Origin of the sequence: Streptomyces sp. NPDC093097 (genome assembly GCF_044754325.1) — a bacterium.
Lineage (GTDB): Bacteria > Actinomycetota > Actinomycetes > Streptomycetales > Streptomycetaceae > Streptomyces.
The window spans coordinates 97,876-112,886 of record NZ_JBIVOW010000012.1; the positions used below are offsets into that span (position 1 = coordinate 97,876).

The window sequence follows — 15,011 nt, forward strand, 5'->3', positions numbered from 1 at the left end:
GCGCTCTTCGCCGTGGTGTTCGCAGAGCGGTGGGAGTCGTGTCTCGAAGGGTGCCGCCACGTCGGCCGAGGCCCGCGAACGCCGGGCAGCGCTCCCGGTGGAACACCCGGGAGCGTTCAAACACCACCGCACCGAAGACCACCAATTCGGTGGAATGCACGGGCTCTTCACCCCGGTCCGCCGGGTGGTACCTGAAGGATCGCCGGACGAGGAGGGGTCCTGGCCGATCCGGATTCGGGAGGCGGAATGGCACGGTCATGGCTGCGGGGTGGGGCGGCGGCCGCGGCGTTGGGCGCACTGCTGGTCGCGGTGGAGCCCGCGACCGCGACAGCGAGCAGGACGGCACCGGAGACCCGCATCGTGGGCGGTACGGACGCCGATGTGCGGGAGGCACCGTGGCAGGTCTCACTGCGCAGCCACGGGGCGCATGTCTGCGGCGGTTCGATCCTCCGTGCCGACGCGGTGGTGACGGCGGCCCACTGCATCGCGGGGGCACCGGCGACCGCCCTGAGCGTCCGCGCGGGGAGCAGCGCCCGGGAGTCGGGCGGGCAGGTCGTGCAGGTGGCACGGGTGCTCCGGCATCCGAAGTACAACGCCACCACGATCGACTACGACGTGGCGGTGCTGGTGCTGGCCTCGCCACTGGAGTTCGGGGACGGGGTGCGGGCGGTCCCCCTGGCGGCGCCGGGCAAGGAGCCGGCCGCGGGCACACCGGCCACCGTCACCGGCTGGGGCGCGACGCGGGACGGCGGCGCGCTCCCGGAGCATCTGCGACGGGTCGAGGTGCCCAAGCTCAGTGACACGTACTGCAAGAAGGCGTACGGACCGTCCGCCATCACTCCGCGGATGACCTGCTACGGCTACGAGGCGGGCCGCAAGGACGCATGCCAGGGCGACAGCGGGGGCCCGCTGGTCGTGAACGGACGTCTGACCGGGATCGCGTCATGGGGAACGGGCTGCGCCGCGGCGGGGCACCCGGGGGTGTACACGAAGGTCAGCGATCCCGCGATCCACGCGTACATCGCGGGGTCCTAGATCACGTCGACGCCCTTATCCTGACGCGATGTTCGCACCCGAAGGTCCTACGTTGCGTGAGCTCGCCGTACAGGCACTGTCGTCGGTGGAGCGGGGCTACGACCTGCTGGCGCCGAAGTTCGACCGCACGCCGTTCCGGACGCCGGATGCGGTGCTGGGGCCGGTGCTGCGGGAGTTGCGGGACCTCGGACCGTTCGCCGACGGCCTGGATCTGTGCTGCGGTACCGGCGCGGGGATGGAGGTGCTGGGGCAGGTCTGCCGAGAGCGGGTGACCGGGGTGGACGTCAGTGCCGGGATGCTGGCGGTGGCGCGGGCCCGTGCGCAGGGGACGGCAGACAGCCGAGGGACCGGTGATGCCGGACCGCGGTGGGAGTGGGTTCGGGCGGATGCCCGAGCACTGCCGTTCGGTCCGGTCTTCGATGTCGTGGTGAGCTTCGGGGCGTTCGGACACTTCCTACCGCGGGAGCGTCCGGGGTTGTTCGGTCAGGTGGCTGCGGTACTGCGGCCCGGTGGGCGGTTCGTGTTCCCGGTTCTGGCACCGGCGCGTCCCGGATCGCCGCTGTACTGGGCGCTGCTGGGTTTCGACGCCGCGATGCGGGTGCGCAACGCGCTGTGGCATCCGCGGTTCGTGATGTATTACCGGGGCTTCCGACTGACCGAGGTACGCGCCGAGTTGGAGCGGGCCGGGTTCGCGGTGGAGTTGCGGGCGCTGCCGGAGCTGGGGCGGCGCGCGGACGGCAGTCCGCGGTGCCGTCTGGTGGTGGCGACGCGGCCGGGCTCCCCCACTGCCTGAGCGAGGGGGCGGCGGGCCGCCGAGGTGGCCCGCCGCCCCAGGTCTGCGGACGGAAGACATCCCGCTTCCGTAGCAGCTGCCGCCGACGTCCGACGGTCAGCTGAGGCCCAGGCTGGATAGTGCGGTGGTCCAGTCGGTGGCGATGGCGTCGCGGGCGTCGTCGAGTTGCACGCTGCCGTTGCACACGGCGGTCTTCAGCTTGTTCTCGACGCTGTCCTTGCTGGCGGCCGTCTCGTCGCCGTAACGAGGCTCGGGCCAGAGGTTCTTGGGGTCGCGGGGAGCGCCGCCGAGTTCGAGGGGGATGAGGTGGTCCTCCTCGTAGTCGGCGGTGTCGGTGTCGCTGTAGCCGTACTCACCGATCTGCTGGATCTTCAGCGGATTGGTGTAGGAGACCGGCGGGCGCACGGTCGTGGTCCAGCCGGGGACGCAGATGGTCGAGTCGATGGTGGACTGGGTGACGTCGGGGTTGGCGGCGCCGGGGGTGCACACCGGGTCGGGGAGGGGGAGGCGGGACTGCGAGCAGGTGGCGGCGTAGGCGCTGCCGACGGCGTGGGCGCTGCCGGTGGCGTGGGCGCTGCCGGTGGTCAGGAAGAGGCCGGCCGAGGCGAGGGCGAGCGCGGTGGCCGCGGAGGCGCATCGACGTGTCGATCGCATGGAGGCTCCGGGATGTGGGCCCGGCTGATGCCGAGCGGGTGACGCCATGGCACCACCGAGCACTCTATGCGGGTAGCGCCCCCGGATGAACAAGGTGTGTACATGCCCAATCGTGACCACCGCATGGTCAAGCGTTGGCCAACTCCTGTGCCGGGTAGGGTTGTTCGCATGCCGTACCTCAACGCCTCGCCGTTGCCGGAGTCCGTCACCCCTGAGCCACGCCACCCGGTCACGTCTGCGTCGTTGAGCCCTTCGTGATCTCCTATCCGGACCCCGCGACCACCGGCGCGGCCACCTGCGACCTGTGCCATTACCGACGCCCCACCGCCGACGCACCCACCGTGGCGGTACGGCCCCCGATCGCCCCGCAGCGGCAGGTGCGGCTGTGCGCACCGTGCAGCGAGGACCGCCCGGGCCGCCGGCGCCGCGAGCTGATCGAGGAGGACATCAGCTGGCAGGCGATGTCCCGTCAGGCCCACGACCTCGCGGACGCCTACACCGCCGGCCGCTGGCTGCCCTACGAGGACGAGCACCACTGGGCGCTGGGCCTGGCCCGGACGTACTGGACCCGGCCCGCACTGGAGGTCGCACTGCGCGACCCCAATCCGTACCTCCGGGCCGGCCGCCTGGTCCGCGTGGTCGAACCGCTGCCCCGCATCCTCGGCATCGTCGGCGCCGGCGACCGCGCCCTGCGCCCCGTCCAGGCCCTCCTCGACACCCTCGCCGTACGCTCCGCACGGTCCGCACGCTCCTGACGCACCGCCCACGCGCACCACCAACCCGCGCGCCCCCCGCCCGTACGGCACCACCCGCCCGCACACCACGCGCCCGCACACCGCGTGGCACGCCCGCGGGCCGCGCACCACCCGCCCGCGCGGCATGACCTGCGGGCCGGGTACCCGCTCCCGGCCGGGACCGACGCGCTTGCGCCATGCGGCGGAGCGGCCCGCCGCCCCGGGTGCGCCGCGCACCGGCCCCCACCCCGGCTTGCGACGATGGGCCGACCTCAGCCCCTCCCCCCTTCCCCCACCGTACGGAGCCGCCATGTCCGCCAGCACCGAACTGCTCGTCGACGCCTTCGGCCGGATCCGCGAGGCCGTCGAGGAGGCGGTCGACGGCCTCGACCCCAAGGAGCTGGACAGCCGCCCCGACGGGCACGGCAACTCCATCGCCTGGCTGGTCTGGCACCTCACCCGGGTACAGGACGACCACATCGCCGGGGTGGCCGGCACCGAACAGATCTGGACCGCCGACGAGTGGTACGAAGCGTTCGGACTCCCCTTCCCCGAGCACGACACCGGCTACGGACACTCCCGCAACGAGGTCGGAAAGGTAACCGGCCTGACCGCCGAACTCCTGACGGGCTACCACGCCGCCGTACACGAGAACACGGTCCACTTCCTCGGCTCACTCGCGGTAAAGGACCTCACCCAGATCGTCGACCCCTCCTGGACCCCACCAGTCACCCTGGGCGTCCGCCTGATCAGCGTCCTCACCGACGACCTCCAGCACGCGGGCCAGGCTGCCTACGTACGGGGGTTGTTGGGGAGGTGAGGCGCTGACAGCGGGGCGGAGCTTCGGTCGGATGACTGGCGGGGGCTGTGGGGCGGGCGGTTCGTGGGCTGCTTCGACATCCAATGAGCAGGGCCGGGTGAGCTGCACGGGGCCCGGAGATCTGCTGTGCCGTCGATTGCCGGATGAGCCACAGCGGCCCCTTCGTCGGACAGGTCGGCCTGCCCCCTTACAGGCTCCGGGCACAGGCCGACCCTCGACCGTTTCACCGAGAGGCGTCTATCCGAAAGGGCTATCGGGGTGCGCGGGCCCGGTGGGCGCCATCAGTGCGAGGCGGGGGTCCTTCGGCGTGACGGGGACGGACTCAGGTGCGGGAGCCGACACCTGTTCCTGCTTTACACCGGGAGGCAGGAAGCAGGGTGTGTTCACGGAGAACACGAGGTCGGTGGGTGGCAGGTAACTTTCCACGGACACAAAGAAGTTGTCACTTCCGCCCTTGGCGTCCATGAGGGCTTGCGAGGGGTCCTCACGGTAACCACTGATCTTGTACCCCTCGGCTTCGAGCTTCTTGCGCATGGGGCGCAGAGCCTTTCCGTGCTCGTCCCCCGGAAGGTGAGCCCGCATGGAGTAGGACAGGTCGAAGCGCCCGTCGCTGGCGTGTTCGTGGTTCTTACCGAAGCATTCGAAGAATTCCTTGCGCACCGTTTTGCCGTCAACCTGCAGGCCATACTGACTGGCCAGTGACTCGATCAGTGCACGGGCCGCGTCTTCCGCCCCTTCTCTGCTCTTGACGGGCAGCGGATCGTTCATACCGGAGTCGGTCATGCATCCTCCAGATGCGAGCAAGGTGAGGAGTACGAGCACGCTGATACGGCCGGATCGCCGGCTCCGGTCGGTCACCACTTCGGTCCCGTGGTCCCGGGAGGGTTGTACTGCGGCCGCTCGCGATACTCCCCATCGGAGGGACGCTTCCCCGCGATGATGCGCCCCTGGTTGGCGAGACTTTCACTGCCCTTGTCCCAATAGCCGCCGTGTCCCGAGGTGTCCACGTCGAAGACCTTGCCTCCGAACTCCTTTTCCGCGGGATTCTGGCCAAGGGTCTTGTTCGAGGCGACAGTGGAGACGATGTCGTCCGGCGCCCAGCCGGCCCAGACATGGTCCGGATCCATCTGCAACTCCTTGGCGCGGCCCACCGCCATTCCCGGGCTGCCGACCACGACGACATCGTCAGCGTCGATGCCGTTGCTGTGGGATGCCGCGTCACCCACCACCGTCGAGCCGTAGCTGTGCCCGAGCACGGTCATGTGGGCACGCTCGCCGTTGTGCGACTCGCGCAAGCCGTGGGTGAAGTTCCTCAGGTCGCCGGCGGCTGCGTCGGCGCGCCCGGTCGTGGCCATGGTGCCGTCGAGCTCGGGGGCGTCGTATCCGAGCCAGGAAACGACCGCCGTGCTTTCTCTGCTCGTGGAGCCGGCTGCCTCCTGTAGACGGCGCACCCGCTCGATCTGCTCGTCAACGTTGGTCAAGTCGTTGTCGGTGCCCGGAACTTGCACGGCGACGTTGCGTGCGGTGTCCGGATTTCCTTGTGACACCACGGCCCGCCCGTCGTAGGTCTTGGTATCGATCCCCAGCACGTAAAGCCGCTTGCTCGCGTCATTACCGTCGCCCTTGTCGAGCTCGTCCTTCAGCTTCTGCAAGCCCTCGTACGGCTTCTGGTCGCGGATGCTCAGTTCGCCTCTCTGCTTCTTCATGTCGTACTCCGCGAGCTGGAGATCCACCACCTTGCGGTTCGCCTCGTCGCGGTCGGCACTGGGAATGCCGTCGAGCCAGCCGATCTTCTCGGGGTAGGCATCGAGGTATTCCTGCCGCTCCTGCTCGGTGAGACCGGACCACCACTTGGCGTTCTCTTTCGGGTCCTTCTTCGAAGGGATGTCATCCTCATCGAGATGGGCGAACTCCGCGGCCTTGCGGGCGCCTTCTTTGGCCTTCGATGCCCCGTAGTCCTTGTCGAGGTTGAAGGCGTCGATCTGCTGAAGGAGCTGCATCCCATCCCACTCAGCGGTGCCGGCCTCGTCCAGGGAGAACTGGATGTCGTTCTTGTAGCCCTCCAGCTTGGCGACGCGCAGCTGATGCTCTTCCTGCTCAGCCGCGTCGGCGCCGCCGGTGGGGCAAGGCCTGCCGTCCGAAACGTTGCCCTGGTCGTCGACGACGTACCCGTCCAGTTCCGTGGTGCGCACGCACCGACGCAAGTCCTCCTGCGCTTCCTTCATCTTGGTGTGAACGGTGTCCAAGATGGTGGCGATGGAGGTGACATCGGACTGCGCGGTCCCGAGTTGGGTCTCGCTCGCCTCCATCTGTATGAAGGCGTTGCCGGCGTCCGCCCCCTGCCATTCGCCGGCATGCAGGGGTCCGGTCACCTTGTGTCGGTGGCGGGCTTGGGCTTCCTCCAGCGCCTTGGCCAACTTCCGCCAGGATCTGACGGCGGCTTCCAAATCGGAGAAGTCCTGCTTGAGGAGTTCCTTGAAGTTCTCGGGCACCGGTCACCGCACCCGGAACGACTGAGCCGTGAGGTCTTCGTTGTACTCGTGCCCGTCGGCGGTGCGCCGCAGCCGGGACGCCGCGCTCTTGGGGTCACCGCCGCCGATCCGCTTGCTCAGCTCATCCAGCGCTGTACCCCAGTCATGGCCCACCCGCTCCATGTCCGGGCCGATGTGCCAGGTCTTCAGCGCCGTACCGGCCGCTTCGATATCACGCTTGGCCGCCGCTATGGGCCCCTGCAGATCCTGACTGATGGCATCGGCCGCGCCGGCCGCCGCTCTCAGTTCCTCGGGTGAGACCGAGATACTGCCGTTGGACATAACCCTGTATTCCCCGTGTTGATCGAACTCGTCGGCGAAATAATCACATGATCACCGCTATGGGACAGACAGGATGGCTGCGGCACAGTGGGTTCTGGCTGGAAAACGTCGACGATTGACACGAGCCAGATCCTTGCCTGGCTGGTCTGGCACCTCACCCGGGTACAGGACGACCACATCGCCGGGGTGGCCGGCACCGAACAGATCTGGACCGCCGACGAGTGGTACGAAGCGTTCGGACTCCCCTTCCCCGAGCACGACACCGGCTACGGACACTCCCGCAACGAGGCGGGAAAGGCAGCGGGCCGGACCACCGACGTGCTCAGCCTCGTCGCGCTCCGCGGGCAGGTCGAAGGCGCGGGCCGGTTCAGCGAGGATGCCGGTGCCGTGCTGGAAGACGCCGAGGTCTCACATCTGCTGGCTCGGCCGCGCGTCAACCACCCGAACTCCCCTTGGAATGTGTCGGGTTCGGGCTGCGCCCAGAACCCGACATTCCAGACAGCGCCGAGCATGCAGGGCGGGTGTGGTCGTGACCGCAACGGTCCTTTACGTGAACCGCCACAGGAGAGCAGGCTCAAGTCAGGCCAGGTACGTCTTCTGCCACTCGATCGACGACATGTTCAGCGCGGCCTCGGCGAGGGCTTGCGCGGAGGCGGTCTTGAGCTTGGCGACGCTGGTGTCGATCCAGTTCTGGACGTTGGCGCAGCCCTGTTCGCGGTATTCGACGGCCTGGACGAGGCATTCGAGCTTGTCGGCGTCGTGGGCGACGACGACTTCGAGGGAGTCGCCGTTCTCGTACTCCTCGACCACGCGCTGGACGCCGGCGGCGACCGCGGGGTGGGCGGCGGAGACCTGGTCGGCGGTGACCTTCTCGTTGGAGGCGGCTTCGACGTAGCGGCGGCCGATGTGGGGGATGTCGCCGACGCGGGTCTCCTGGGTGTCGTGGAAGAGGCACATCAGGGCGACCTTGGCAGGGTCGGCGCCTTCCATCATCGCCAGGACGGCACCGATGACGCCGACGCGGAAGCTGTGTTCGGCGATGCTCTCGGGGTCCTTGACGCCGGCGATCCACCAGCCGGTGCGCTTGGCGCGCTTGAGCATGCCCATTTCCAGAAGGTATCCAGCCGTGCCCCGCGCGTTGGTCGTCTCGTCCGCCATGGTGCCCTCCGGTTTCAATGCTGCTGATCGCGTAGAACGTAGTGCACGGCGCCGAGTTCGCGGCGGGATCGTGAGGAGATCACTCCGTCATCGAGTATCCGCGCCACTCGGCCGGCGAGGGAGTGGGCGAGTGCTGGCGATGCCTGCGGCAACCAGGGATGGGCGGTGAGCAGTGCCCACAAGGAGTGGGCGTAGAGGTCCACGTAGCCGGGTGATTCGACGAAGCCGCGGGCGAGACCGCGGTGGAGGGTGACCGGGTCCCAGCCGGTCAGGGCGCGGTCGGCCATGAAGCGGTCGTTGGCCTGCGGTTCGCGCAGGGCGCCCATCCAGTAGGCCCAGTAGTTGAGGTTGGCGGCCTCGGCCGCGTCGTCGTCGGCCATGGCGCGGTCGATGAAGTCCAGGAGCGGGACCGGGTCGCCGCGGCGGGCGAGGGCGGTCGCGGTGGAGCGGGCCTCGGCCCAGCCCGGGGAGCCGCCCTGGGCGGAGGTGATTCCTCGGCGGGCGTGGAGGGCGTGGGCGGTCCAGGAGTTGACTTCGGGGCTGCGGTCGTAGGAGGTGAGGTAGAGCGCCTGGCGGCGGAGCAGCGCGCGGCTGTCCCCGCCGTCGGCGGCGTCGACGGCTTCCCGCAGATTCGCGAAGAAGGCGGCGCGGTCCTGGGCGCCCATCAGGGGTGCCGTGGCCACCGGGCCGCGGCGGGAGGGGCTCCGGCCGCGTAAGGCCGTTGGCGGGGTGCCGTTGACCGTCCAGGCGATCATGTGGGCGGTGTTGCGGGTGTGGACCCACGCGGCGAGAGGGTGGAGATCGAGTTTCTCGGGCGGGGCAAGGCCTGCGTCGATGATGCGGTCGGCGTCCATGGCAGCGCCCAGCAGTCCCAGGGCAGCGTGGTCAGCGCCGAGGGCGAGCAGTCGCCGCTTGAGGTCGAGGAACGCGCCGGCCTTCATATTGGCCAGCGGGCGGCGTCCGGACTCGCGGCCCTGCACCGTGCCGAGGTCGACGCTGAGGGCTTCGGCCATGGCTGTCTGGGTGAGGGAGATGGATTCCCTGGTCAGGCGCAGCACGAAGCCGGCGACGGCGCCTGAAGCTGCGCGATTGCTGCTGGTTGGTCTGGCAGTCATGAGGGCCCCCGGGTGCGCTCTGCCACCTAACACGTACTGGTAGTCAGTCCTACCGCGCTTGTCGCGACCCTACGTTCGGGATGGGGCAACTTCCAGGCCGGCGCCCGGCCTTGGGAGTGGTTTCCCGCCGGGTCGGTCGCCATCCGCATGTGCCCCGATCGGCGTACGGCCCTGACCGTCGCTATCCCCCGAGAGGGCGGACAGGGCTCCTCCCACCCCCGATGAGGAGAGATGCGCTGTGAATGCTGTTCCTCCTGCGGCCGGACCGCGTGACGCCCCGGGGCCGCGCCTTCCCGCGAGATCGTTGCCTGTTACTACCCCGAGCGTCTCCGGAGCAAGCAGGACGGCATACCCAAAGGTCCGTGTCTTCCGCGCCGACCGCTACGGCCGCCTCTACGTGAGCGAGGAGTCAGCGCCACCTCCTCGACGCCAAGCCCGTCACCATGACTTGGTAATGCAACAATGAAGTCGGCCGGGAGCGAACTCTGCTCCCGGCCATTTTCATGCGGCCCGTAGAAGCAAGGATGGCATGTCTCTGCAATTCACCCAATGCTCCTTCCAATACGGTCGGAAGGTGCCTGTCCTCAACCGGCTCAACCTCACCGTCGACCACCGAGCAACCGTCCTTCTTGGACCCAATGGTGCAGGGAAATCCACCCTCATGGGCATCGCCGCCTCTTGGATATCCCCAACCCGAGGTTCGGTCACCTGGCGCGGCATCAACCCCTCCCGCGCGAAGACACGGGCCAGCTACCGCAAGGCGGTTGGATGGCTCCCGCAGAACGTCAAGCCGATGCCCGGCCTCACCGTGCGCGAAAACGTCGCGTACATCGCCTGGTTGAAGGGCATGTCCCGAACCGACGCTTGGGACGCCTCCAAAGGCGCGCTTGAGCGTGTGAAGCTCGGCAGCCTGGCAGAACGGAAGAGCCACCAGCTCTCCGGCGGACAGCTTCGGCGGATGGGCATCGCCGGAACTCTCGCCCATAGCAGCGAAATCGTGCTGCTCGACGAACCCACTGCGGGACTGGACCCCTCACAGCGCCAGATCTTCCGGGATCTCGTCACACAGCTTCTCTGCGACATCCACGTCGTCATCTCCACCCACCAGACCGAAGACCTCGACGCCCTGTACGAGCACGTCGTCATCCTCGATCAGGGGCAGGTCCGGTTCCAGGGCGACACCGACGGCTTCCTCGCACTGGCCGACCCCGGCACCCCCGAAGGACGGCGCGCGGAAGCCGCCTACACACGGCTCATCGCCAAGGAGGTGTGAACCGTGCTGTGGCGATCCATCCTCCGCTCTTCCTCCGCCACATGGCTGGCGCCCCTCCTAGCAGCATTCATCGCGGTACTGCTGTCGAAGGACCTCACCGCCAACGTGACTTCGGGCTACTGGCCCAGCGCCCTGGGATCGGCCACCTTCGCGCTGCACTTCGTCGCCCCGGCATGCGCCACCGCCGGCGCCTGGGAAGGCGCCCGTTGCACACGCGGTGCAGTGACGCACTGGGCACCCACCCGCTCCGGGCTCGGCGTAGCCCTACCACTGCTCGTGCCGGTCTTCGCCCTGGGCGCCATCGGCATGGCCGTCGCCTCGGCCCTGACCATCTCCGAAGGCCACCCTTCAGGCGGGATGCCACCCGTCGGCATGGTCGCGGTCTGGCTGATCGTCCTGGCCGCCCACTCCTTCGCGGGCTTCCTCCTCGGCAAGCGGCTGCCCCTGGTCATCGGCGCGCCGCTGGCCCTCCTGCTGAGCTTCGTGCTCACCGCGTACCCGGCAGCACTGGAGCCTTTGTGGCTGCGGCACATGGTCACTGGCGGCATGACCGCCTGCTGCACCTTGGACCAGACACCCAGCTGGCAAGCCGCCTCAAGTACCCTCGTTCTGGCCCTCGGTGTGATCGCCGCCGCCGTGGCAGCACTGACCGCCCTGACGCGACGCGCACGGATCATCCTCGCCAGTTCAGCAGCGGCAGTTGGATTGATCACCAGCGGATGGCTGGCCTACGGACTGCCCGCTGACCCTGTCAACGCACGCTCTGCCGAGCAACTGCGCTGCGCCGGAGAACAACCGCGGATCTGCCTGTGGCCCGAGGCCAGCGACACCACCATGGTCCGCGAGAACGCCTCGGACGCCCTGCACCGCCTGCAGCAGACCGGCCTCACCGTCCCCACCGAACTGACCATGGACAGCAACAGCCCCCGACGCGGAGCCGTGTTCATGGGCGCGTGGGTCAACGCCTCACCGTCGCAGGTGCGTACGGCAGTTGCCGGGGCGTTGTTGACCTCCAACTCGCCGGCCTGTGCTGAATCCCAACAATTCCCCGGTGGCGACGCCTACGCACCGACGGCGGCATGGCTGTCGTTGACCGCCGGCGCCGACGCCCAGGATGTCGCCGGACGCTTCGGGCCCGAGGACAGCGCGGTCGCCACCCGAGTACGTAAAGCACCGCTGGGCCAACAACTGGCGTGGTTCAAGCACAACAACCGGGCCCTGAACGACTGCACAACCCACCCAGCTCCGATCCCTTCGCCCCAGACCCAGGAGGCCGCACGGTGATCTGGTGGCTCAAGACGAAGAGCGCTCCCGCGGTAGCGGCGGCCACTCTGACCGCCTACGTCGTGGCGATCTTGGTGCGGCAGGAAGCCATCCCCGTCCCGGCTGTCGTCGGCCCCTCCGGGCAACTGTTGGTCACCCAGATCCTGGGAGTTCTGCCCGTCGCCCTGCTCTTGCACGGCATCGACCGCGGCGACGCCTTCGCCGAGGAGGTCGCCCTGCGCCACGCGGGACGCCGCAACCTCGCGCTGTGCCTTGCCTTCGCCACCCTCACCATCGTGTTGGCGACCACGGTCCATCTCATCTGGGACCGCCCCGAAGCGGTCTCGCTGGCGCGCAACTGTGCCGGATTCCTCGGCTGCGCCCTCATCGTGCGCACCCTGCTCGGCCCAGGCATCGCCATGATCAGCGTCGCCGCCTTGCCACTGGCCTGCGCGGCCGCCGGCCGGCGACCCGGCGGCTCCGCCCAACCGTGGGCATGGCCCATCCAGGACGCGACGTCCTTCCTCGGCATCAGCGAGGCCGCCTTCCTCTTCGCCGCAGGATGCGCACTCGTCCTATGGCGCAACCGACCACTCCTCAACCCCCTCGCACGTACCAGCTAGTGGCGCGTCGCTGCTTAGTTGTGGCATGACTGATTGGGAGACTGACATCTGAAAAGTTTCAACCCTTTTGCCAGACAGGACTGTTGTCATGGGTTCGCAGAAGAAGCGGCCAGTCAGGTTGACCACGCAAGATCGTGAGGAATTGGTTCGGGTGACCACGACGGGTGTTCGTGGGGCCTCGATGATCATGCGTGCGCGGGTGCTGCTTGCGCTGGACACCTCAGTGGGTGAGGTGGATTCCAAAGAGGTGATCGCGACTCGGCTCGGCGTCTCCGGTGAGACATTGCGGTTGGTCGCCAAGCGTTTTGCCGAGACCGGTGGCGATGTTCACGCCACGATCGCGCGGAAGAAGCGTGACCTGCCGCCGGTTCCCTCTCCGGTGACGGGTGAGGTCGAAGCCCGGCTGATCGCGATGGCGTGCTCCCAGCCGCCCCAGGGTCATGCGCGGTGGTCGCTGCGACTGCTGGAGAAGCACGTCGCACTGGTCGAGGACATCCCCAGCCTGGACCACTCCACCATCGGGCGGATCTTAAAAAACGGAACTGCGCCCTCACCTGAAGAAGTGCTGGACCATCCCGCCACGGGCGAACGCACAGTTCGCAGCCCGGATGGAAGACGTCCTGGCCGTCTACGCCCGGCCCTATGACCCGGCACGTCCGGTGGTGTGCATGGACGAGAAGCCCTACCAACTCCTCGGCCACGTCCGCGACCCACTCCCGGCCCGGCCCGGTCACGACGCCTGCCAGGACAGTGAATACATCCGCTGCGGCACCTGCTCCATCTTCGTGTGGACCGAGCCCTTACGCGGATGGCGTCGCACCCAGGCACTGTCCCGACGGACTCGCATGGACTGGGCCGGCCAGGTCAAGCAGCTGCTGAACGTGGACTACCCCAACGCCGAGACCGTGGTTCTGGTGATGGACAACCTCAACACCCACAACATCGCCTCACTGTATGAGGCATTCGAACCGCAAGAAGCCTTCACCCTGGCCCAACGCCTCGAGATCCACCACACACCCAAACACGGCTCATGGCTCAACATCGCCGAGATCGAACTCTCCGCACTCACCCGGCAATGCCTCGACCGCCGCATCGACGACCTCAACACACTCAACACCGAACTCACAGCCTGGCAGAACGCCACCAACACCGACCAACGCCAGGTGAATTGGCAGTTCACCACCCACGATGCACGCATCAAACTGCGCCACCTCTACCCCAAGCATTAGCCGCGACGATCTACTAGGAGCGAGTGGCGGTCGCACAGTCGCTGCCCGTGGCCGTCGTACCGTTACCCGCGTCGATCGGCTTGCTGCGGTCGTACGGATCGACTTGGTGGGCCTCGTTGGCGGGCTGCTCCTTGGCCGTGCCGAAGGGCGGCACGAAGTAGCCAGTCGGGGCGGAGCAGCCGCCGTTGGTCATGTCGAGCGCGTACGAGACGAGGGACATCGTGCCCGGTTCGGTGATGACCTTGGCCGGGTTATCCCAGCTCATCACCATCTTGCGCCGCACGATCGTACGGACGACCTCGGCGTCACGCCCACCGTTGCCTGCTGGGGTGACCGGGTACACAAAGGTGACGTCCGCACTTACTTCGACCGCCCCTCGTTTCCCCTCCTGGTACGTCAGCCGGCCGCGCGTCTTGACCGTGTCACCGACCAACCGGGTCTGCTCCGGCCGGAAGCGGCTGAACAACAGCAGCGGGTTGGTCTCGGGAGCAGGAGCTGTCGACGACAGTGCGGTGCGGAGGTACTCCTGGACGTCCTTCTGGTGCGGGTTCAGCAGCGCAATCGCCTTCGTGGGGCGCTCGCCGCGCAGCACGTGAGAGTCGAGCCCCGCAGCCACCAGGAAGTCCCGGCTCTGCCGCAGTGCCCGCTCGACCTGGGCGGCATCCATCCAGCCGGTCGCCTCGGCCGCTGGCACCGTGATCCCTGCTGCTCCGTCGGCCCAGCGACCGGCAGGCGAGCCCCGGAAGGGTTCAGCGAGGGTAGGGCGCAGAGTCGGCACGGCGCCGGGAGCCTCCCGTGGACTCTCCGACTCGGCGGCCAACGGCGCCCCGTCCTGCCCGCCGTCGTTGCCACCGAACCAGCCGACGACCTGCTGCGGGAAGAGCCCCACGACCAGGAGGACGGCGCCCGCCACCCACCCAGTCACGTACCAGCCTTTCCTGCGCCGGGGCCGGGCCGGTGCATACGTACGCCAACTCTCCGGCTGCCCGGAGCCCTCCCGCAGCCGCCGCTCCACCCCACGGGCGCGCGCCGACGGCTCCACGGGGGCCCCGGCCGCACCCGTCACCGATTCACGCAGGAACCGCTCCCACTCCTCTTCAGGCACGGACGAACCGTCCTGCCCCCTAGCCCCGCTCACACCGCACTCCCGTTCTCGCTCGATTCCCGATGGCTCAACCGCCCGATCGGTTGACTGTGTACCGGTCGGTCGAGAGTCGCTTACATGATCTTATGAGCGAGCTTCTTTGGCGGTGTCTCTCGAGGGTGAGGACGGCTTGGACGATTGACGTGAGATGGTTGGGGCTGCAGCGTGCTCGGCGGAACTCCTGGCCCCGGGGGCCTTCGGTACCCGGAGCTTTTTGAACAGGATCCCAAGGGCATCCTCGACGAGGTATTGGGGTGGGCGGCCTGTTTGCTCGCAGGCAGCGGTGAGCTGGGCGTCGGTATCCGGCAGGATGCGCACCGACAGCGGGATGCGTCGGGGCCCGCGCGGTCTGCCCAG

At 68.3% G+C, this 15,011-nt stretch carries 16 protein-coding genes; 9 read left to right on the plus strand and 7 right to left on the minus strand.

The window, feature by feature from the left end; all coding sequences use genetic code 11:
* Positions 1-246: 246 nt before the first annotated feature.
* Positions 247-1,035 (plus strand): serine protease, encoded by a 789-nt coding sequence (locus ACIQE0_RS21225; protein WP_402334393.1) that lies wholly within the window; start codon positions 247-249, stop codon positions 1,033-1,035.
* 28 nt (positions 1,036-1,063) lie between these two features.
* The gene (locus tag ACIQE0_RS21230) at positions 1,064-1,828 is read left to right on the plus strand and encodes a class I SAM-dependent methyltransferase (RefSeq protein ID WP_402334396.1); all 765 of its coding nucleotides are present in this window, start codon (positions 1,064-1,066) and stop codon (positions 1,826-1,828) included.
* Between the two features lie 96 nt (positions 1,829-1,924).
* On the opposite strand, the gene ACIQE0_RS21235 is transcribed toward ACIQE0_RS21230, so the two are convergent.
* Positions 1,925-2,482 (minus strand): hypothetical protein, encoded by a 558-nt coding sequence (locus ACIQE0_RS21235; RefSeq protein WP_402334399.1) that lies wholly within the window; start codon positions 2,480-2,482, stop codon positions 1,925-1,927.
* Positions 2,483-2,736: 254 nt separating this feature from the next.
* On the opposite strand from ACIQE0_RS21235, the gene ACIQE0_RS21240 reads away from it, so the two are divergent.
* Together ACIQE0_RS21240 and ACIQE0_RS21245 are read left to right on the plus strand one after the other, a co-directional pair.
* Positions 2,737-3,237 (plus strand): hypothetical protein, encoded by a 501-nt coding sequence (locus ACIQE0_RS21240; RefSeq protein WP_366333688.1) that lies wholly within the window; start codon positions 2,737-2,739, stop codon positions 3,235-3,237.
* A gap of 289 nt (positions 3,238-3,526) precedes the next feature.
* Complete coding sequence (locus ACIQE0_RS21245; RefSeq protein ID WP_402334402.1) at positions 3,527-4,036, plus strand: DUF664 domain-containing protein; 510 nt, start codon at positions 3,527-3,529, stop codon at positions 4,034-4,036.
* Positions 4,037-4,273: 237 nt separating this feature from the next.
* On the opposite strand, the gene ACIQE0_RS21250 is transcribed toward ACIQE0_RS21245, so the two are convergent.
* The 5 genes from ACIQE0_RS21250 to ACIQE0_RS21270 form a co-directional block, all read right to left on the minus strand.
* Positions 4,274-4,819, minus strand: a complete 546-nt coding sequence (locus ACIQE0_RS21250; RefSeq protein WP_402334405.1) for a hypothetical protein — start codon at positions 4,817-4,819, stop codon at positions 4,274-4,276.
* 71 nt (positions 4,820-4,890) lie between these two features.
* Positions 4,891-6,528, minus strand: a complete 1,638-nt coding sequence (locus tag ACIQE0_RS21255) for an alpha/beta hydrolase (protein WP_402334408.1) — start codon at positions 6,526-6,528, stop codon at positions 4,891-4,893.
* Positions 6,529-6,531: 3 nt separating this feature from the next.
* Positions 6,532-6,849: a hypothetical protein gene (locus ACIQE0_RS21260; RefSeq protein WP_402334411.1), complete on the minus strand. Its 318-nt coding sequence runs from the start codon at positions 6,847-6,849 to the stop codon at positions 6,532-6,534.
* Positions 6,850-7,428: 579 nt separating this feature from the next.
* Positions 7,429-8,007, minus strand: coding sequence for an HD family hydrolase (locus tag ACIQE0_RS21265; RefSeq protein ID WP_402334414.1), 579 nt, complete (start codon positions 8,005-8,007; stop codon positions 7,429-7,431).
* Between the two features lie 14 nt (positions 8,008-8,021).
* Entirely contained in the window at positions 8,022-9,122 is a 1,101-nt protein-coding gene (locus ACIQE0_RS21270; RefSeq protein WP_402334416.1) for an XRE family transcriptional regulator, read from the minus strand.
* A gap of 574 nt (positions 9,123-9,696) precedes the next feature.
* Between ACIQE0_RS21270 and ACIQE0_RS21275 the strand changes: the two genes are divergently transcribed.
* The 5 genes from ACIQE0_RS21275 to ACIQE0_RS21295 all read left to right on the plus strand — a co-directional run bounded on the left by ACIQE0_RS21275 (position 9,697) and on the right by ACIQE0_RS21295 (position 13,510).
* Complete coding sequence (locus tag ACIQE0_RS21275) at positions 9,697-10,395, plus strand: ATP-binding cassette domain-containing protein (RefSeq protein WP_402334419.1); 699 nt, start codon at positions 9,697-9,699, stop codon at positions 10,393-10,395.
* Between the two features lie 3 nt (positions 10,396-10,398).
* Positions 10,399-11,679: a hypothetical protein gene (locus ACIQE0_RS21280; RefSeq protein WP_402334421.1), complete on the plus strand. Its 1,281-nt coding sequence runs from the start codon at positions 10,399-10,401 to the stop codon at positions 11,677-11,679.
* A complete protein-coding gene (locus ACIQE0_RS21285) occupies positions 11,676-12,281 on the plus strand; it encodes a hypothetical protein (protein WP_402334424.1) in 606 nt (201 codons plus the stop codon). The genes ACIQE0_RS21280 and ACIQE0_RS21285 overlap by 4 nt, the downstream gene beginning before the upstream one ends.
* Before the next feature lie 88 nt (positions 12,282-12,369).
* The gene (locus ACIQE0_RS21290; RefSeq protein WP_402334427.1) at positions 12,370-12,927 is read left to right on the plus strand and encodes a helix-turn-helix domain-containing protein; all 558 of its coding nucleotides are present in this window, start codon (positions 12,370-12,372) and stop codon (positions 12,925-12,927) included.
* Positions 12,854-13,510 (plus strand): IS630 family transposase, encoded by a 657-nt coding sequence (locus ACIQE0_RS21295; protein WP_402334741.1) that lies wholly within the window; start codon positions 12,854-12,856, stop codon positions 13,508-13,510. The genes ACIQE0_RS21290 and ACIQE0_RS21295 overlap by 74 nt, the downstream gene beginning before the upstream one ends.
* Before the next feature lie 13 nt (positions 13,511-13,523).
* Here ACIQE0_RS21295 and ACIQE0_RS21300 read toward each other — a convergent pair whose 3' ends face one another.
* Entirely contained in the window at positions 13,524-14,615 is a 1,092-nt protein-coding gene (locus ACIQE0_RS21300; RefSeq protein ID WP_402334429.1) for a hypothetical protein, read from the minus strand.
* Positions 14,616-15,011 lie beyond the last annotated feature (396 nt).

Excerpts from the sequence above, each read along its gene's own strand:
- ACIQE0_RS21225 (WP_402334393.1), top strand. The coding sequence starts at position 247 with ATGGCACGGTCATGGCTGCGGGGTGGGGCGGCGGCCGCGGCGTTGGGC.
- ACIQE0_RS21230 (WP_402334396.1), top strand. The coding sequence starts at position 1,064 with ATGTTCGCACCCGAAGGTCCTACGTTGCGTGAGCTCGCCGTACAGGCA.
- ACIQE0_RS21235 (WP_402334399.1), bottom strand. The coding sequence starts at position 2,482 with ATGCGATCGACACGTCGATGCGCCTCCGCGGCCACCGCGCTCGCCCTC.
- ACIQE0_RS21245 (WP_402334402.1), top strand. The coding sequence starts at position 3,527 with ATGTCCGCCAGCACCGAACTGCTCGTCGACGCCTTCGGCCGGATCCGC.
- ACIQE0_RS21250 (WP_402334405.1), bottom strand. The coding sequence starts at position 4,819 with ATGACCGACTCCGGTATGAACGATCCGCTGCCCGTCAAGAGCAGAGAA.
- ACIQE0_RS21260 (WP_402334411.1), bottom strand. The coding sequence starts at position 6,849 with ATGTCCAACGGCAGTATCTCGGTCTCACCCGAGGAACTGAGAGCGGCG.
- ACIQE0_RS21265 (WP_402334414.1), bottom strand. The coding sequence starts at position 8,007 with ATGGCGGACGAGACGACCAACGCGCGGGGCACGGCTGGATACCTTCTG.
- ACIQE0_RS21270 (WP_402334416.1), bottom strand. The coding sequence starts at position 9,122 with ATGACTGCCAGACCAACCAGCAGCAATCGCGCAGCTTCAGGCGCCGTC.
- ACIQE0_RS21290 (WP_402334427.1), top strand. The coding sequence starts at position 12,370 with ATGGGTTCGCAGAAGAAGCGGCCAGTCAGGTTGACCACGCAAGATCGT.